At 65.4% G+C, this 17,828-nt stretch carries 13 protein-coding genes; all 13 read right to left on the bottom strand.

All coding sequences use genetic code 11. The features are described 5' to 3' along the window. Positions 1-11: 11 nt before the first annotated feature. The 13 genes from BLR92_RS17690 to tssE are packed head-to-tail and all read right to left on the bottom strand — an operon-like array spanning position 12 to position 17,824. Positions 12-602, bottom strand: coding sequence for a GNAT family N-acetyltransferase (locus BLR92_RS17690; protein WP_089730603.1), 591 nt, complete (start codon positions 600-602; stop codon positions 12-14). After that, positions 586-4,290, bottom strand: coding sequence for a type VI secretion system membrane subunit TssM (gene tssM, locus BLR92_RS17685; RefSeq protein WP_089730602.1), 3,705 nt, complete (start codon positions 4,288-4,290; stop codon positions 586-588). Before tssM ends, BLR92_RS17690 begins: the two co-directional genes overlap by 17 nt. Positions 4,291-4,322: 32 nt before the next feature. Further along, the gene (tssA, locus tag BLR92_RS17680; protein ID WP_089730601.1) at positions 4,323-5,771 is read right to left on the bottom strand and encodes a type VI secretion system protein TssA; all 1,449 of its coding nucleotides are present in this window, start codon (positions 5,769-5,771) and stop codon (positions 4,323-4,325) included. A gap of 8 nt (positions 5,772-5,779) precedes the next feature. Beyond that, positions 5,780-6,412, bottom strand: a complete 633-nt coding sequence (gene vasI / locus BLR92_RS17675; RefSeq protein WP_089730600.1) for a type VI secretion system-associated protein VasI — start codon at positions 6,410-6,412, stop codon at positions 5,780-5,782. Further along, positions 6,409-7,953 (bottom strand): sigma-54 interaction domain-containing protein, encoded by a 1,545-nt coding sequence (locus tag BLR92_RS17670; protein WP_245704260.1) that lies wholly within the window; start codon positions 7,951-7,953, stop codon positions 6,409-6,411. The genes vasI and BLR92_RS17670 overlap by 4 nt, the downstream gene beginning before the upstream one ends. A 4-nt stretch (positions 7,954-7,957) precedes the next feature. Further along, positions 7,958-10,582: a type VI secretion system ATPase TssH gene (gene tssH / locus BLR92_RS17665; RefSeq protein WP_089730598.1), complete on the bottom strand. Its 2,625-nt coding sequence runs from the start codon at positions 10,580-10,582 to the stop codon at positions 7,958-7,960. A 10-nt stretch (positions 10,583-10,592) separates the two neighbouring features. Continuing rightward, the gene (icmH, locus tag BLR92_RS17660; protein ID WP_089730597.1) at positions 10,593-11,387 is read right to left on the bottom strand and encodes a type IVB secretion system protein IcmH/DotU; all 795 of its coding nucleotides are present in this window, start codon (positions 11,385-11,387) and stop codon (positions 10,593-10,595) included. Positions 11,388-11,390: 3 nt separating this feature from the next. Further along, a complete protein-coding gene (gene tssK, locus BLR92_RS17655) occupies positions 11,391-12,725 on the bottom strand; it encodes a type VI secretion system baseplate subunit TssK (RefSeq protein WP_089730596.1) in 1,335 nt (444 codons plus the stop codon). Further along, the gene (tssJ, locus tag BLR92_RS17650) at positions 12,725-13,249 is read right to left on the bottom strand and encodes a type VI secretion system lipoprotein TssJ (protein ID WP_089730595.1); all 525 of its coding nucleotides are present in this window, start codon (positions 13,247-13,249) and stop codon (positions 12,725-12,727) included. The genes tssK and tssJ overlap by 1 nt, the downstream gene beginning before the upstream one ends. Beyond that, entirely contained in the window at positions 13,246-14,601 is a 1,356-nt protein-coding gene (gene tagH / locus BLR92_RS17645; RefSeq protein WP_089730594.1) for a type VI secretion system-associated FHA domain protein TagH, read from the bottom strand. The genes tssJ and tagH overlap by 4 nt, the downstream gene beginning before the upstream one ends. 20 nt (positions 14,602-14,621) lie before the next feature. Further along, positions 14,622-15,626, bottom strand: a complete 1,005-nt coding sequence (gene tssG, locus BLR92_RS17640) for a type VI secretion system baseplate subunit TssG (protein WP_089730659.1) — start codon at positions 15,624-15,626, stop codon at positions 14,622-14,624. Further along, positions 15,590-17,353 carry a type VI secretion system baseplate subunit TssF gene (gene tssF / locus BLR92_RS17635; RefSeq protein ID WP_089730593.1) on the bottom strand — a complete coding sequence of 588 codons (1,764 nt, stop codon included), beginning with the start codon at positions 17,351-17,353 and terminating at the stop codon, positions 15,590-15,592. The genes tssG and tssF overlap by 37 nt, the downstream gene beginning before the upstream one ends. Before the next feature lie 39 nt (positions 17,354-17,392). Then, positions 17,393-17,824: a type VI secretion system baseplate subunit TssE gene (gene tssE / locus BLR92_RS17630; protein ID WP_089730592.1), complete on the bottom strand. Its 432-nt coding sequence runs from the start codon at positions 17,822-17,824 to the stop codon at positions 17,393-17,395. Between the last annotated feature and the right edge of the window lie 4 nt (positions 17,825-17,828).

Below are 17,828 nucleotides of genomic sequence, written 5' to 3'. Positions count from 1 at the left end.
GATGTCGACGCTCAATCCCACTGCGCGGACGCTTCGAAACTGGCGATCTCGGCGGCATCGACGTGCATACGCTGAAAGCCCGCTGCTTCGAGGCTCTTGACCGCCGCGCCGCAAGCCAGCGGTAGGCGAGTGCGCAGTGGCACGCCACTCAGGCTGCGGCGCGCGGCGAGTAGCAGGCGCGTGCCATGTCCGCTGCCCTGCCAGGGTTTGTCGATGCAAAAAAATCGCAATTGCCAGGCCGCCTCGTCATCGGGGCGGCAGGCGAGCACTAGACCCAGCGGCGGCGCATCGGCATGACGCAAGGCCAGCAACCGGCCTTGCCAGTGCTGCACGTCGTCGTTGTCGCGTTGCAGCCATAACTGGCGATGCACGGTGAATTCCAGTGCACGCTCGAGGGTGTCGAGCTGGACTCGGTCGCGCAGCGTCCAAGGGGCTTGCCCCAGTGCCGCGGCACTGCGCGCGGCCTCGACAAAGATGTCGATATCCGCCTCGCGCGCCGCCTCCAGCGGTGATGCAGCGCTCCTTCCATCGGCTGTGATCAGGGCGCGGGCGGCGGGTTTGGCGTCGCGCCGACGCAGCAGACGTTCAAGGCTTGCCAACATTGTCGCTACCTCCCGGTCCGTAAAGTGCGGTGGGCAAATCGAAGCCGGTCACCAGCGGGCGCGTGAAGGGGTTCGGCGTGCGCTCGGCATACAGGCGATAGCGCATGTTGCCGCCATCGACATTGAAGCGCAGTTCCAGCTCGCGTTCGCTGACCCCGGTCACCTGGGCTTCGTCGAGTAGCCGGAACCAGGCCCACACACCCTGATGACGCACGCTGCGCGGCGAGCGGTTGACTTCGCTGGGAATCAGCGTCACGCGGCTCTCGTTGAGACTACGCAGGCTGTTGGGCCAGATCATCGGCACGCTTTCGCTGGGTCCATGGCGATAATCGATGATCTGACCATCGACGCTGATGATGCTGCGGCGCTTGTTGGGCGTCAGGCTGATCGGCTCCAGGCTGAACTCCACGTCGAGCACGCCGTTGGCATCAAAGTAGGCGCTGCGGATGCGTCGGGTGCGGTCGAGGGCGGCGAGCACGCTATCGCGCACCAACGGATTGCCATTGGCGTCGCGCAATTGCTCGGGCGCTTCCTCGAGGAACGGGTGCAGGTTGTCTTGGTAGAAACCGGCCAGCGTGCCCTCGGGGCCGAAGAAGCGTTCGAAGTCGACCAGGGCGACTTCGCGCTCGGCGTTCGGCGCCAGCGGGTAACGTCCGGCCAGGCGTTGCTCGAAGGGGGTGACCACTTCGTCGATCCATTGGCGTTCGAGGTGGCGTACGGCGCTATCGAGCAGTAACTGCCAACTTTGATCGGCGAGGCTGGCAAGCCAGCGGCCGGCCGGTGCCGGCGTGTCCTCGGCGATGCGCTTGAGGGTATAGATCGGATCGGCGGAGCCGCCCAGGGCCAGCCGATCGCGGGCGACGATGAAGGCGGCGTGGCTGCGATGGCTGTCGGTCTGTATCTTACGCATATAGTCGCGCAGCTTGGCGATGGCGCGCTTGATCTCGACGATCTCGGCGGGGTTGTCGTTATGCGCTTCGAGCAGTCGGCTCAGGTCGGCAAATGGCTTGTCGATCGCCGCGGCCAGTCGATAACGCGGTGACTCTTCCAGCGCCTGGCGCGCGGCCTGGTCATCGGCCGGCAGCTCGGGGTAGAGCTGGGTATGCTGCGCGACCTCGCCGAGTAGCCGGTCCATCGGGCGGCTGGCGCCGAGCAGGGTATCCATGACCGCGACCGCCTGGTCGATATCCGGGAAAGGCACCAGTTGCACCTTGGCCAGGGCATCGCGCCAGGTCACGTGATAGTCGCTGATGTAACGCTCGCGCAACGCATCGCGCAGGCGTCGCCGGTCGGCCTCGCTGAAGTCGATGTCGTCGCGGCGACCGAGTACCCAGAGGTCGATGAGTGCAAGCTCGGTGGCTTTTTCCACCTTGGGTAGAAAATAGTGCTCGAAGCCATCGCGAGTCACCAGGCTGGGGATGGTGACGTTATCGGGGTTGTCGTTGCGTGCCATGAACACGGTGCTCCAGGCCGGGCCCACGGCTTGGCGCAGATCGAGCGTCGCGCCACTGCGTTGCGCGCTGCCCGCCTCGAGCGTGCGGTAGACACGCTCGGCCATCGGCATTTGGCCGAGTTCGTCCTGGGCGGCCTGGATGCTGCCGCGCAGCGGCGCCATGGCAAGCTCTGCGCGGCGCTGCCCGGCGACGACGCCGGCTTTCAGGTCGGTATATGCCAATGCGTAATCGAGATGTTCGAGGAGACGCTCCTGAACACCTCCACGATTGGGAAATGCGCTCTGCCAGCGGCTGGCCATGAAATCGTGGACGCGCTGTGGCTGGCGCCCGCTGGCATCGGAGAGCATGCGCAAGATGCGCAGCAGCGCGAGCTTCTCGTTGCTGCCCATCGGTGCGCGGTTCATGTCGTCCATGATGCCGACCATCAAGGCTGGCAGAAATTGGTACTCGAGCATTGCCAGATAGGCGCTATCGACCTTGCGGCCAACCTCGTCGCCCTGATAAAGCCCCATGTCGGCGAGCATCGGCAGGTGCGAGCGATAATCGCCGAACTCCAGCGTGGCGCTGCGCAGGCGGTCGAGCGGCTCGAGCAGGGCATAACCGGTAGGGTCGTCGCTTTGCAACTCGGCCGGACGGCTCGTGATGAACTCGCGCGCCTTGTGTTCCACGTCGGCCAGTGCGCCGGCATTCTTCTCGTAGAAATGGCTCCAGCCACCGACCAGCACTGCGCCACCGAACAGGCACGCCAGTGCGCTGGCACGGCGCAAGCGCCTGCGGCGCAAGCGCCTGCGGCGCTGCGCGGCTCGGGCATTGTCGCCGGCCAATCCCGCCTCGGGATAGATGACGCTTTCGAACAGATCCTCGGTGAAATACAGCGCCGAGCGAGCGGTGCGATGCGCGGGGCGTACGCTATCGGTCATGCCGTAGCGGCGCGCGGCGGCATCGACGAACGGATCCTCTGGCACACCCTGTTGATACACCGAGGTGAAGTAGGTGCCACGCACCATGGCGGCGGTCGAGAAACGGTCGCTGGATAGCGCCTCCTTGAGGAAACCCAGCAACACGTCGCGCATGCCGGCCAACTGGCGGACGAAACGGAACACCGCTTCGCGTTCATCGGCGGCGCGGCATTCGGCGAGCAGTGTCGGCAGGCTGCGGTTGAGGCGCTCGAGCATACCGTCGTAGGCATTGGCGAACTCATCTTCCCAGAGCCCAGGGGTATCCAGCGACGCCGGGCTAAAGGTAAAGCCAAGCGGCGCGCGGCGCGCGGCGCGGGAGTAATGGCGGAAGAAATCGTCGAAGCCATGCAGCAGGTCCATCTTGCTGAAGGTGACGTAGACCGGCAGGCGCGTAGACAGCCGCTCCATCAGCTCGCGCATGCGTGCGCGCAGTAGCGCGGCGTAGGCCTTGCGCACGCCGACATTGGCGCTGAACAGGCGTGACAGATCGAGCACCAGCACGATGCCATCGAGCGGACGTTGAGAGCGTTCACGCTCCAGCCAGGCAACGAAATGATCCCACAGCCGGCTTTCCAGTTCGACGGGTTCGCCACCGCCCATCGCCTGTTGCGTGAGTAGTTCGCCGTCGGGGTCGATGAGCACGGCGCGTTCGCCGATCCACCATTCGAAGCCGTATTTGGCGCGCTTGCCCTGGCCGGAGACTTTCATCACGTGGGTCAGCGAGAAATTCTGGCCGGAACGATTGATCAGGCTTGTCTTGCCGGCGTTCTCGACGCCCATCACCAGGTACCACGGCAGCTTGTAGCGGGCGCCGTTGCCGCCACCCAGGCTGTCGTTGAGCTCGGCGAGCGTGGCGTTCAGCGAGGCCTCCTGCTGCTCGACATCGACCCGAATCGGATCGAGCTCACGCTGTTCGCTATCCGCCTGGGCTTCACGCATCTCGCGCAAGCGGCGCGCCAGGCGAATACCCCATACCACACTGACGATGACCACCAGCGCAAGACTGACCAGCAAGCGATTCAACCAGGGGCCGAGCGGGCGCTCGCCGCGGAACTCCCACAGCGGTCCGAGCCACCAGATAGCGCCGATGATCAGGACCGCCAGTAGCAGCCACAGCAGGGTCGCCAGACCTCGCGGTGCCTTGCCCAGCGACTGTGCGTCCCTGGATAGCCCGTTGGCGCGATTGGCGTGCATTTTTGCCTGATTGACATCGCTTTCCAGGCTCGACATGCCGGGCACCCAGCGGCTCAACCCAGACTTGAATCGTGTCCACATGTGTCTTTCTTCCCCTGTGCTTCGTACTGTTATCAGGTCTTGAGTGACGCTTCGAGGCGGGCCAGCAGGGCCGGCTCCCAGTGCGCCAGGTCGATATCGGCCAGGCCGTGATACAGCGCCTGGCAATGTTGTTGAGCCAGTGTCTCGAGGCCCACCTCATTGAGCAGTTCGGCGCTGGCCAGCCGCCAATAGGCGTGCTCGCGTGGTGAACGGGCCCGGGCGAGTCCGGCATCGAGTACACCGAGCGCGCCTTGCAACCCCTGTTCGACGAGGATTTCGCGGGCCTCTTCGAGTCCGACTTGCCACGGTTCGCCATTGCTGTCGTTCGTCGCTCCAGCGCTGCCCGCCGGGGCGTTATCGAGCCACTCGCCGGTTGCGCCATCGACAAACGGCGTGCCGTCGTTGAAGCTCAGCGCCTCGAGGCCGGGCAGGCGTGCGACGAAGCGTGCGGTTTCCTCGCGAATCGCCTGCGCGCAGCGTGGGTATCCCAGTGCATCGGCTGCTTCGGCGCTGAGTCGGTGGCCTTCGAGCCAGTAGGGCCCGACCGCCAGGCTGGCCTCGATGCGCTGCCACAATGCTGAGTCGGCGCCGCGTGCCAGACGCTCGCGATAATCGGCGGCACGATCCGCCGAGACTGGCGCCAGTTCGGTGCGCTGGCCGTCCCGACTAGCGGGTAGCGCATGGATGCCATGCCAGATGGCGTGACGGCGCAGGCGATAACCGAGTGGCTCGCCAAGCGCCTGGTCATTGAGAAAGTCGGCCATCTTGAGCAAGGCCTGACGATTGCCGCGCTCGTTGCCGCTCTCGAGGCGCACCTCGGGTACCCTGGCGGTATCGACGACGCTGGCGGTGGCGGTGGCGCTGGCGTTATCCTGCGTGGCGGCGGGTTGGTTCGATGCAGAACCAGCCGGTGACGTGCGCGATGGCGTATCGTCGAGCGTGCGGCGTAACGCCTTGAGGTCGTCGAGCGGCAATTCCCGCGCCTCGGCGGCATCGATCGTTGCGTCGCAGGCCTGCTGACAGGCCTGGCGCTCGGCCTCGGCTCCGCCGCTAAAGTCCAGCGTGGCGGCCAGTTTGTTGGCGCGTTGGGAAAACTGCGCGAACAGGCGGGAACGCCCGCGCGCGCCCTTCAAACCCTGAAACGGCCAGGCGTCGTTCCACCAGCCATTGAGCGCGCCACTGAGCAATTGCAGCGACAGCGCGAAGCGCACCGCATCGCCATCCTGTTGCAGGCAATGCAACAGATGCCCGAGTACCTTGAGATCCTTGCCGGACTCACCGAGCAGACGCACGGCGCGTTTCTCGGCGCCGGGCCAGTCGACCTCGGCATGGCGTAGCGAGCCGACCTTCATCATTTCTTCGTCGAGCCAGGCGTAATCGGGCTCGTCGTCGATGCACCGACCCACGGCGGGCTGGCCGGCCTCGGCGGGTGCCAGCTCGGCGAGCAGCGGGGCAAGATGGGGTTGGGCGGTAATCTTCATCGAACCTCCTACCAGCGGCATGCGTCGCGCAGTGGTTGAATCTTTTCTCGCAAGTCGCTGATGTCGAAACGCAACCCATCGAGCGCGGGAATGTCGCTACCGAGATTCAGGGTCTCGCTGTCGAGTAGACGCCGCAGGGTATCGATGGCTGGCAGGCCGCGCCCGCCGCTGATCAGATAGCCGCCGTCACGAATCCGCCAGCTCTGTTCCAGGGCGGCGCCCGCGGTACTCAGGCGTAGTTGTGTGCGGCCTTCATCGAGCGGTTGATCGACATGCAGTTGAAAGCGCGTGATGGTGTCGTCGCAACTGATCACCAGGCGCGGACGCGGCGCGGTGGTGCCCAGCGCCAGGGCGCTCATCAGTACGTCGCCGTTATCCTCACGCTGGACGCGGAAGGTGAAATCGTCGCCACGCCCCTGTTCCAGCGCCTTGACGGCGTACCACTGCGGCGTGCGTGAGTCACCAGCGGTTGGTGCCTCGGGCGCGACGCGAAACAGCGCGTCGTAGCAGTTCAAGCGCTCGAGCCGCGACTCCAGCACGGCGCAGCCTTGCGCCTGCTCGAGCAGCGTCTCGGCGCCCCAGGCCGGGCTCGTCAGCAGCAGCAACGCCAATCCATTGCGATAAATAGGCTTCAGGCTCATTTGGCATCCAGTTCCAGCTGTTGGCATTTGTGGGCCAGGGTTCGCTTGGGTAGTCCGAGGCTTTGCGCGGCCAGGCTGCGATTGCCGTCGAAGCGGCTCAGGCGTTCACGAATCAGCCAGGCTTCGTAGTCGCGCAACGCCTGGCGCAGGTCCGAAATCGACGTGGCGCTTTCTGCCGTGTCCATGCGGGCCGGTGCGGATGCGGCTTGGTTCGCGATAGCGGGCGGTGGCATGAAATGCAGCGCTTCGATGTCGTCACCGAGCGGTGTCATGGCGCAGGCGTAGTCGATGAGATTCTTCAACTCGCGAACGTTGCCGGGGTAGTCGCGCTCGCGCAGCAGGCGCAGCGCCGCCGGGGTTATTCCCATATCGTCACGGCCCTCGCGACGGCAGAAATCGGCGACGAAGGCCTCGGCGAGCATGGCGATGTCCTCGCGTCGCTCGCTGAGTGCCGATAGCGTCAATGGGAATTGGCTGAGGCGATAGAAAAGGTCGGCGCGAAAGCGGCCGTCGCGAATGTGCTCGCGTAGCGGTTGGTGGGTCGCCGCCACCAGGCGCAGGTCCGAGCGTCGCTCCTCGCTCTCGCCCAGCGCTCGGTAGCGACCGCTTTCCAGTACGCGCAGCAGCTTGGCCTGCAGGGCCAACGGCATGTCGCCGATCTCGTCGAGAAACAGCGTGCCGCCATCGGCTTCGCCGAGTAGCCCGGTGCGCGCCTTGTCGGCTCCCGAAAACGCCCCGCGAGCATGGCCGAACAACTCGGATTCGAGCAGCGTCTCGGGGATCGCCGCGCAGTTGAGAGCCACGAAAGGTCCGCCGGCACGCGCCGAAAGCCGGTGCAGGGCATGTGCCACCAGGTCCTTGCCACTGCCGGTTTCACCCTGTACCAGTACCGCCAGCGAGGTCTCGGCGGCACGCACGATCTGCTGACGCAGCGAGACGATGGTCGCCGATTCGCCGAGAATGTCGTCGGCCAGCTTGCGGCTCAGTGACTCGCGGCGCGCGCCATCGTTGAGCTTGCTCAGCGAATCGCTCAACCTTGCCCGCTGGCGGCGTTCATCGAGGTGGCGGCTGTGGCGCGCCCAGAGATGGCACAGCAGTGTTTCAAAATGCGCGAAGCCAGGATCGTCATGCAACTCCCCAAGCGTCGTTTCGCTGGCGGCGAAGGCCAGCACGCCAAGCCATTCGCGTGCACCGTCCACGGCCCGCAGTGGGCGCACCTCCAGTTGCAGGTGGCCGGGCAGGGTAGAGACGTGGCCCTGGAAGTCGGGATGGTCCAGCCGCGAGCGGGCGTCGCCGAGACCTAGACGAACCGGCTTGCCGCGATGAATGGCGTGCGCGTAAGGATGGCGGAAGTCGTCGCAGGCCAGCGCCGCCTCGCCTTCATCCGGGGTCAGCCAGCGACCGCTATCGTCGAGCGCCAGACACTGCACCCACGGCAGTCCATGCGCGTCGCGCAGGGCGCCACAGCCACGCGCACGCAGCTCGTGTGCCTGAGGGCTTGCCACCATGGCCAGCGCGATCGACATACCATCCAGACTCATTGGCTCAGGCCACCGTCGCGCGGAAAGCGCCGCTGTCGGCATCGACGCCCAGCGTCACCCGGCTCACCGGTTCGTCGCGCGACAGGCGTTCGAGCAGTGCCAATGAAACCGGCGGCAGCAACTCGCCATCGATCACCGACTCGAGCATGCGCGCGCCGTTCTCGCTGCGCGTGGCGCGTGCGCGGATGGCCTCGGCCAGCCCGTCGCCGAGACTGACCTCGGCGCCGCGATGGCGGCTGCGGATGCGTTCGGCGAGGCTGTCAAGCTTGGCGGTGACGATCGAGGCCAGCGTCTCGCTGGACAGCGGCAAGTAGGGCACCACTTCCATGCGTGCCAGCAACGCCGGTTTGAAGAAGCCGGCGAGTTGCGGATACAGCGCCTCATCGAGCGCCTCGGGATCGTCGCTGTGGGCGACGATGGCTTCATAACCGAGATTCGAGGTCAGGAAGAACACCACGTTGCGGCAATCGATCAGGCGTCCCTCGCCGTCGGCCAACTCGCCCTTGTCGAAGGCCTGATAGAACAGGTTGAGTACATCCGGGTGCGCCTTCTCGACTTCATCGAGCAGCACCACCGAATAGGGTCGCTGGCGAATCGCCTCGGTCAGCAGGCCACCCTCGCCGAAGCCGACATAGCCGGGTGGCGAGCCGATCAGCCGCGAGACGCTATGTTTTTCCTGATACTCGGACATGTTGATGGTGGTCAGGAAGGCACGGCCGCCGTAGAGGCGCTCGGCGATCTGCACTACGGTCTCGGTCTTGCCCACGCCACTCGGGCCGACCAGCAGAAAAGCGCCCAGCGGGCGGCCGGGGCGGCGCAGGTCGGCGCGCGCGGTGAGCAGGTGGCGATGCAGGCGCGCGATGGCGATGTCCTGACCCTGTACCAGGCGCGTGAGGTGCTCGGGCAGTTCGGTGAGGCGAATCAGTTCGTCGCTGGTCATGCGCTCGACCGGTATGCCGGTCCAGTCGCCGATGACCTGGGCGATCTGCGCCTCCTCGACGCTGGCGTCGACCAGCGTATATTCGCGTTGCAGTTCTTCGAGCCGGGCCTCGCAGGCGAGCAACTCGGCGTGCAGCGCGGTGCGCGACGGGCCATTCTCGGCGCCACCGAGCAGTTGCCTGTGCAGCGACAGAATCGTGTTGACGCATTCGCGCTGGGCATGCCAGGCGCTTTCCAGTGTCTCGAGTTCGGCGGCAGTACGCGTCAGGCGCGCATCGAGTTCGGCGTCGCGCTGGGCATCGGCGGCGCGACCGAGCAGCGCTTCGCGGTCGAGCTGGGCGCGTTCGCGGTCGGCGGCGATATGCTCGCTGCGCAAGTGGCTAAGCCGGCGCGGTGGCGTGTCGAGTGCCTGGGAGAGCCGCGCGCAGGCGGTATCCAGGACGTCGATGGCCTTGTCGGGGAGCTTGCGTCCGGCCAGGTAGCGCGCCGCAAGCTGTGCGGCGGCGCGCAGGCCGCTTTCGCCGATCAACACACCATGCGCGCGCTCGTAGACGTCGCGCAGGCCGCGCAGGATCATTAGTGCCTGCTCGGGGCTGGGCTCGTCTAGCGCTACCGGTTGGAAGCGCCTCGACAGCGCCGGGTCCTTCTCGAAATATTTCTTGTACTCGCGCCAGGTGGTGGCGGCGATGGTGCGCAACTCGCCACGCGCCAGCGCCGGCTTGAGCAGATTGGCGGCATCGGCGCCGCCTTCCTGGTTGCCGGCGCCGATCAGGGTATGTGCCTCGTCGATGAACAGCAGCGTCGGGCGCGGCGCATTGCGAACTTCGTCGATCACCGCCTTGAGGCGCTTCTCGAACTCGCCCTTCACCGAGGCGCCGGCCTGCAGCGCGCCAAGATCCAGTGCCAGTAGCTCGACATCGGCCAGTGCGGCGGGCACCTCGCCGGCGACGATGCGCGCCGCCAGCCCCTCGACCACCGCGCTCTTGCCGACCCCGGCATCGCCGATGACGATCGGGTTGTTCTTGCGCCGTCGACCGAGGATGTCGAGCATCTGATCGATCTCGGGATCGCGGCACAGCACCGGGTCGAGCGTGTTGCCACGTGCCTGCTCGGTCAGCGAGATGGCGAAGCGCGCCAGGGCACTGTCGCCATCGGCTTGGGCCACGCCGCGTTGCGTTGCGCTGCCGGGTTCGCGTGTTTCGGCGAGGCTGGGCGCCTCGGCGGAATCTACGGTCAGGCGGCTGAAATCGCGACGCAGCCCCTCACGGTTGAGCGGGGCGAGCAGCGCAACGCTGCGCGGTCCCAGATAGCGCGATGCATTGTGTAGCGCGGTGATGAGGATGACCCCGCTGCGCAGGCGGAGGTGCTCGAGTTCGGTCGAGGCCAGCAACCAGGCATCCTGCAGCAACTCGATGAGCAGTGGCGAAAAGCTCGGCGTGGTTACCGTCAGGTCGCGCGGTGGCGCGCAGTCGTCGCTCAAGGCGGCGCGCAATTCGTTGACCTCGATGCCCTGGCCATCGAGCAGGCAGCGCACGTCGCACAGCGGCTGGTCGAGCAGCGCGAGCAGCAGGTGCCCGACACCGATTTCGGGGGCCTGCTGCTCGGCGCAATGGCCGGCGGCCTGCTCGAGGCCCTGGCGGGCGATGGCGTTAAGCCGGCCGATGAGCGCGGGAAGCTCTACCCTGAGCATGCAAGCTCTCCTAAAGTATCCGATCGAGAATGGCGATGACGGCATCGGCCTGCTGATCGAGCGACCAGGCGAGTGCCGTGTAAGTCAGTGCCATGGCGGCGGCGAACAGCGCGAACACGCCCCACACCGGCAGGCCGTCACGCCGGCGATGGCTGGCCCTGACGACGTTGTCGAGTGGCGTGGTCAGGCTGTCGTCGGGTGGCTCGCCCAGCGCGGCAAGCTGGTCGCCGAGTGCGCGAACCACCTGTTCGTACTCCTCGCGTCCATGCGGCAGGACCTTGTAACGGCCCTCGAAACCCAGACACAGGCACAGGTAGATGAAGGCCAGCATGTCGCGGTAGCGATGCGGCTCCTGCTGTAGCCGGGAGAGAATCGAGAACACCTTCTCGCCACCCCAGGTCTCGTTGTGAAAGCGCGTCAGTAGCGAGTGCTCGGCCCAGGCGCTCTGTTGCCCCCAGGGCGTGCCCATCACCGCTTCGTCGATGAACGAACACAGCACGTAGCGATAAGCCAGCAGAGCGGGGCGGTCGTAACCCTGCTCGGCGAGTTCGACCTCGATCGCGGCGATCTCATCGACGACCTGGCGATAGAGCCGCTCGATCTCGCTGAGCTCTTCGAGCTGACGCACCCGCACGACCATGCCGAGCAATGAACTGGCGGCATCGACCAGCGGGTTGATGCTGTGGCCGCGCAGGTGAAACCAGTAATCCTCGTCGGCGTCGAGTTGCTCGACGTGGCTATGGATCAGGCGATCCAGGCCGGCTTCGTTGATGCGATCTTCATGACGAATTGCGATGTCTTGCATGGATCAACTCCTGATCGCCCAGAACTGCATTTCCAGGCCGGGAAACTCGCCGGCCACGTGGAAGGCGAAGCCGCTGGCGCCTTCGAGCATGCTCCAGGCCTGGCTTTGACGGTCGAGCTGGAAGTAGCTGTAACCGGCGTGATAGGGCAACTGGCGCGGTGCCACCGGCAACTGGGTCAAGGGCACGCCGGGCAGTTGCAGGCTGATGAGGTCGCGGATGCGTTCGACGCTGGCGACCTTGGTCTGCTGCACGAAACGCTTGCGCAGCGTCTCCAGCGGCATGTCGGCGCGTACCGCGAGGATGAAGTCGGCGTCGTCGAGCAGGCTGGCATCGGACAGCGGCGCGACGAGCAGCCCGTAGCGCCGCGACTGCAGCTGGATGGCCAGGGCGCGCGGTTCGAGCACCGTCGACAGCGACTGACGCAGGCTGTGCATCAACGGCTTGAAGGAACGCTCGGGGCGATCGTGATCGTAGGCTGGAAATTCCGGTGGCAGGCGCGACTCGTCGGTGAAGGTGACCAGCTCGCTGCTCAACTCGAGCATCGCCTCGAAGAGGCGTTCGGGGTGCAGCTTGCCGAGCCGCGACAAATGCTGAAAACGCGGATGAGCGCGGTTGAGCAACTGCAGCAGCATGAAATCGGACACGTCGGCGACACCGGTCTGGTGTGGCGTGGCCAGGCGCTGGGCGATGTTGCGCGCGCGTTCGCGCATCAACCCGGTCATCTCGCCGACGAAGCGCTGCAGGGCTGGAGCCGCCGGGACATTGAGCAGCGTCGGCAGGAACTGCTCGTCGAGCACCAGGCTGCCATCCGGGCGGCGTTCGACGATGCGCGCCAGCGCCAGGCAGGCATAGGCGCTGCGGTCGTCGCGTTCGAGCAGCAGGCGCGGGGCGACCCGCGCGACGTCGAGGTCGGTGACGTCGCCATCGCGGGAGTGCAGGTCGCGAACGCTGCGCGTGGTCAGCCGATAGCGTGCGGGCAGGTCGTCCTCGGGCCAGCGCACCTCGCCGACCGCGTCGGTGGCCAGCGGCAGGCCCAGATAGACGATCTGGTTGGTCAGCCCGGCATCGTCGATCTCGAGCGGCTGCGGCTCGGCGTCGTCCTCGGGCAGACGAAAGGCGGTGCCATCGGGCATTACACCGCTGGCACGAGTCAGCGCGATGCGCCCGAAACTCAGAAACTCGGCATTCAATTCCAGCGACGCAAAGCCGTACAGGTAGCCGCTGACACCCTGCAAGCGCGCATCGATCAGCCCTTCCAGGCTGCGTTGTTGTTGTTGGAAGTGTTGGGGCTTGATGAACAGCCCCTCGCTCCATACCACTCGATTGCGACCGGCCATCAGTTCTCGTTCCTCAATTCCACGTCGTGTTCGCGCAGATGCACCAGCAGGTGGTAATCGCGGCCACGTGCATCGACGCGCACGACTTTCTTCCACTGCGCCATGTCGGGTCGGGCGTAGAGCGCGATGATGCCGATATAGCGGGTATCCTCGTGAATCTCGAAGGGCTCGTAGAACTTGAATTGCCCCGGCAGCAGGGTGAAGTCATCGTGGGCCAGGTAGTTGGTGCCCAGCGTCTCCTCGAGATCCTTCTCGAGTTCGGCGAAGCTGGCGGCCATCAGCATCGAGTCATCCTTGAGTTGCAGGATCTGGAAGGCCAGCGGCGTGCCGATGCCGAGGTAGTTGGGGTTGATGTTGCGTTCGGCGACCATCGACAGGTCGACGCGGGTGGGGCGATCCTCGGGATAACCCACCGGAATCGATGGGTCCCACATCACCTGCGCCGATTTGCTGGCCGCCTGGTAGGCGGTGCTGCAACTTCCCAATAGCAGCGTCAGCATCACGATCAGTAATCTGCGGCTCATGCGCCCTCCCGCTGCTGGCGGCGCACCGAACCGTCATAGGCTTGTTCGAAGACTTCCCAGAACAGCTTCTCGAAGCCGCGCTGACGGCCCGAGTTCAATTCCTGGTAGTAGTGGCGATACATTTCCCAGGCCCAGCCGTTTTCGTCATCGGGCAACTGGCTGACCCGGCGATAGGCGTGAAAACGCTTGAGCAATGCGTCGGGGGCGAAGGCATCGAGAATCGAGCTGAGTGCCTGGCCGATCGCTTCCTCGATGGCGGCCTGGTGCTGGCGCTGATGACCGAGGCATTCACTGATCGCCGCCGGAGCCGATAGATGCACCGGGCTGCGCTGGGCCGAGAACAGTGTGTTGACGGTTTCGGTGTAGCTCTGTTCGAGGCGCAGCGGGTTGTCCTCGATCGGCTGCAGGCGCCGGTCACGCAGCGGGTAGCGTGCGTTGTCCTGACTCTGGTGCAGGTTCAACAGGCCATCGATGGCGGCACGCAAAGTGCTGCCCGCTTCCTCGAGAAAAGCCTGCTGCTCTTCGCTGTTGTGAAAGCGCAACTCGCCACCAAGCGAACGCATCAGCGGATCGGCGCCGACATGGCCGGCCGCCGTGGCGGTGGGTTCCTGCCAGCGGTCCTCGAGTTGCTCGCCGACCGAGCGTTCCAGATCGTTGAGTAATCTTTCGTCCATATCGCCTTCCTCATGGGGTCGAATCGCCGGCAAACGCATCGCACTCTGGCGCCGGTCCTGTAAATCGTTGCCGATGCCGTAATCGGCGCTCGACGCGGGGGTGTCGATGAGCGAGGTATCCGCTTCGCGCTCCGTGAACCCGTTGGGATGATCGAGCGCGGTCAGCGGGTCCTGCTGGCTGGCGCCGGGCATGGCTTCGCCGAGGGCGTCTAGTGGATCATCGCGCTGGGTCGCGGCATCCACCGCCTGCGGGAATGGCAGTTCGCGGGTGTCCAGGCCTTCGTGTTCTTCGTCGATCAGTGCATCGAGTGGCTGGGCACCGGGCTGTAGCGCCTGACGGTCGCCGTGATGCACGCGCAGCCGGTAGCCGCCGATGCCGAGTTCATCGCCATCGCGCAAGGCCACGCGCCGCGCGCGACCGATCGGCAACGTGGCGTGGTTGATAAAGGTATGGCCACTGCGATCGATCAGGCAGAAACGCCCGTCGAGCCGGCGAATTTCCGCGTGATGGGACTGAACCCGGCTGTCCGGGTCCTGCAACAGCCAATCGTCGCTGCCGTCGCTGCCCAGCGTGCCGCCCTGTTCGTAAAAGACGTAGCTACTGGTCGAGCGTCCGGCGAGGCGTTCGCCGTTGGTGACCACCAGGGTGATGGCGTGGTAGGCAGGCGTTTCCTGCATGTGCGCTCCGTACTCAGGCATTAGCGGGTCATCTGTATGCGCACCCGGCGGCGTCGCGGAGCATCGCCGGGGTTGACGAAGGTGGTCCAGCCCAACTGACAGCTATCGCCGTCGCCGAGACGCATGGGGCGTACCTCGCTGGGCAGCAGCTCGAGTTCGAGGTCGTAGGCCAGCGGTTCGCGCAACACGAAATCGACCAGGGTGCGCAGCGGCGCGTGTTCGCAGCCGTCGGGCAGGAAGTCGCGAAAGCGCGCCAGGCTCAGCCCGCCGAGACACAACACGAACTTGCCGCCGATATCGGCGACCCGCTCGCCGGCGATGACGTCACCGCCCAGCGACATGTTGGAGAGCCCGGCGCGGCTGCGCTGATCCTCGGGAATATCGACCCAGCGTTTGACCCACTCCTCGATGGCCACTTCGCCAAGATCGAAGCAGTGGCCGATGATCCCCTCGACCACCTGCGGTGAGCGCGAACGCCCGGCGAGCAGGCCGGCGTAGGCCAGCATCTTGCTCCAGTCGATGGGCGTTTCGCCGCGCAAGTCGGCGTCGGCCAGGCCGACCAGCGCGAATACCGTGGCGGAAAAGCCGTCGCGCGCGCCGTCCTGATGGCGCACGTAGTGGCGGTACTTGCGCCAGCCTCGGTAGAGCAGGGTCAGCAGGCGATGGTTGAAGAAGTCGAAAAAATCGCCGCTAACGCCCTCGCGGTGAGCGGCGCCATGCGCGACTGCCTCGATGTAGTAGCCGGGCAGCGGCGACTGGGCGCCCTGCAAGCCGAGAAAGCTGACCTCCAGCTCGTAGGCATTGGGGTGCGGCGCAACGAGTGACGTCACATCACTGCCGGGAAAACCCAGCGACGGCGAGGCGCGAAAGCGGATGCGCGCGTCACCATCGCCGCCGCGTTCGATATCGTCGTCGTGATGGCGGTGGATCAGGTCCACCAACTGGAAGAATTCGTAGCGCCGTGCCCCGTCGATCAAGGGCGCAAGCGCTACATCAGGGGCTGCTGGCCCGGCTGAGAGGTCCATGTGTAGCGCTCGCGGTTATGACGGTTGATAACGTGAAGTTCGTGAAACGAGTTGATGCTGGCGTAAAGCGAGAAGAAGCGCGCCAGCACACTGCCGAACAGGTATAGCCCGCCCTCGTCGCCGAAGGCGTCCTGGTCCAGGGTCAACACCGAACGCAGCCCGCGCACCGGCAGGCCGCGATGCAAACGATCGATGGGTTGCGTCTGGATATCCAGGATGCCACCCAGGCGGAGTTGCGAGACCCGCTCGGCCTGGCGGTCGACCAGGGCGCGGAAATCGTAGGCACGCAGTACCGAGCACAGCGCGTCGCGATCGAGCAGCGACAGGTAGTTCAGCGACAGATTGGAGATCAGTGTCCACAACAGGCTGCCATCCAGCGTCGGGCGCAACGCCGGCGTTGGCCGGGTGATGTTGCGAAAGTCGGCGAAGGCCGGGCTGTCTTCGCTGGGCACGTGGATATCGCCAACGGTAAGCCGTTCGGGCAACTCGCGATTGGAGCAGGTCAGCTTCAGCGACAGCGTTTCGTTCAATCCCAGGCAGGCTTGCTCGTCGCCGCGCACGAAGGCGATATCGTGATCGAAGCCGTCGTTGCGCAGACTCTCGCGGGCGCGTACCCGGTAATAGAGTGCCTTGCGCTCACGGTCGCGCTCGATCTGGTGCTGAAAGCTCTCGAAGGGCACGTAATCGCGCGGCTCGCCACTGGTCTTGCCCGACTCGTTCTCGAGCCAGCCGGAAACCCTGTCGACACTGAACACCTCATAGTGCGCCGGACGGCGACTGCTCGGCCGCAGCCGGTATTCGCTGCGCTCGCCGTTGAGATCGATGGGATCGGCGTCGTGTTCGAACAGGTTGATCGCCGGGGTGCAATACAGCGAGAGATGCTCGTCGCGGATCTTGGCATCGGCCGGCAGAGTGCGGGAAAACACCAGGCGCAGGGTGAGCCGGCGCCCTGGCCGAGCCGGCAGGCGCCGGCCCAGTTCGGCGATATCGAAAAACTGGAAGGCCTCGGGAAAGCTCAGGTATTCCTGAAGAATCCGGTAGCCCTGATAGGCGTTGCGCGGGTAGGGCAACAGACCCTGGCTCTCGGCGAAGCCGACCGGGCGCAGGCAACCCCTGGGCAGGCGCTGGCGCTCGCCATCGATGTCCAGTTCGACGCGCGCCAGATAGTGATTGAGCCACAGATACAGGGTGCGCGCGGTGTAACCGTCGCCACCCAGGTGCACGCGCAGGTCGTCGATGCCCAGCGTGTCGAGCGCCTGGTCGCTGTGCACGTCGAGATCGAGTTCGACGATCGAGGCCTCGCGCGAGTGCTGGGCCTCGACACCGGCGTGTTCGAGCGGGTGCAGCGCGACGTCATGGCAGGTGCGAAAACGGCACACGGTGCCATCCACCGGCGGGCTGAAAACCGCGGTGCCGCGTGCGATGCATTGGGTCGCGCTCAATGCGTGCCACTTGGGCGTGAATTGCATCACCGTCATGCTGGGTACCGGGCGCAGATAATTGGGCCACAGCATGCCGATCAGCGAATGGGTGAGTTCCGGGAACTCGTCCTCGACCTTTTCACGCAGGCGCCCGGTGAGAAAGGCGAAGCCTTCGAGCAGCCGCTCGACATCCGGGTCGGTACTGCGCTCCGATAGGAAACGGCTCAAGCCGGGATTGCCTTCGGCAAATTCCCGGCCCTGACGTTTCAGGAAGTTGAGCTCGTCCCGGTAGTAGCGGTTCAGCATTCAGGCCTCGATTCGGCGTTGCTCGGTTTCAAGCACGGCTCAGTTCAGACACTGATAGCGCTTGTCGTTGAGCAGCAGGTCGATGGTGGTTTGGGTCCGCTCGCGCCCCAGCGCCAAGGTGGCATGCACATGGAAGTGCAATTGCAACGGGTCGTTGGGGTCGGGCAACGATTCGACCCTCACCCGGCAGACGCGTGGTTCGAAACGCTCGATGCACTGGCGGATCGCGCGCTGGATATTGAGCTCCAGGTCGAGCACGCCGCTGGTGGCGTCGTTGAAGTCCAAAAGGCCCAGCTCCGGGGCGCATTCGCTGTGCCCCGGATGGCTGTTGAGCAGGTCGACGAGATGGCGCTTGATCGACTCCAGCGTCGCGGCCAGTCGCTCGCGTTGCTCGCTCGGCGTTTCGTGCTCGGGCGTCGTCAGGCGCTCGAACAGGCGAACACCGGTCAACTCCGCGGCGTGCTCACGCATGACG

The sequence above is a fragment of the Modicisalibacter muralis genome (genome assembly GCF_900102945.1).
Classification (GTDB): Bacteria; Pseudomonadota; Gammaproteobacteria; order Pseudomonadales; family Halomonadaceae; genus Modicisalibacter; species Modicisalibacter muralis.
This window is presented reverse-complemented; position numbering and strand designations above follow the sequence as displayed.

Excerpts from the sequence above, each read along its gene's own strand:
- tssA (WP_089730601.1), bottom strand. The coding sequence starts at position 5,771 with ATGAAGATTACCGCCCAACCCCATCTTGCCCCGCTGCTCGCCGAGCTG.
- tssH (WP_089730598.1), bottom strand. The coding sequence starts at position 10,582 with ATGCTCAGGGTAGAGCTTCCCGCGCTCATCGGCCGGCTTAACGCCATC.
- tssK (WP_089730596.1), bottom strand. The coding sequence starts at position 12,725 with ATGGCCGGTCGCAATCGAGTGGTATGGAGCGAGGGGCTGTTCATCAAG.
- tssJ (WP_089730595.1), bottom strand. The coding sequence starts at position 13,249 with ATGAGCCGCAGATTACTGATCGTGATGCTGACGCTGCTATTGGGAAGT.
- tssF (WP_089730593.1), bottom strand. The coding sequence starts at position 17,353 with ATGCTGAACCGCTACTACCGGGACGAGCTCAACTTCCTGAAACGTCAG.
- BLR92_RS17670 (WP_245704260.1), bottom strand. The coding sequence starts at position 7,953 with ATGAGTCTGGATGGTATGTCGATCGCGCTGGCCATGGTGGCAAGCCCT.
- tssM (WP_089730602.1), bottom strand. The coding sequence starts at position 4,290 with ATGTGGACACGATTCAAGTCTGGGTTGAGCCGCTGGGTGCCCGGCATG.
- icmH (WP_089730597.1), bottom strand. The coding sequence starts at position 11,387 with ATGCAAGACATCGCAATTCGTCATGAAGATCGCATCAACGAAGCCGGC.
- BLR92_RS17690 (WP_089730603.1), bottom strand. The coding sequence starts at position 602 with ATGTTGGCAAGCCTTGAACGTCTGCTGCGTCGGCGCGACGCCAAACCC.
- vasI (WP_089730600.1), bottom strand. The coding sequence starts at position 6,412 with ATGAGCCTGAAGCCTATTTATCGCAATGGATTGGCGTTGCTGCTGCTG.
- tssG (WP_089730659.1), bottom strand. The coding sequence starts at position 15,626 with ATGGACCTCTCAGCCGGGCCAGCAGCCCCTGATGTAGCGCTTGCGCCC.
- tssE (WP_089730592.1), bottom strand. The coding sequence starts at position 17,824 with ATGCGTGAGCACGCCGCGGAGTTGACCGGTGTTCGCCTGTTCGAGCGC.
- tagH (WP_089730594.1), bottom strand. The coding sequence starts at position 14,601 with ATGCAGGAAACGCCTGCCTACCACGCCATCACCCTGGTGGTCACCAAC.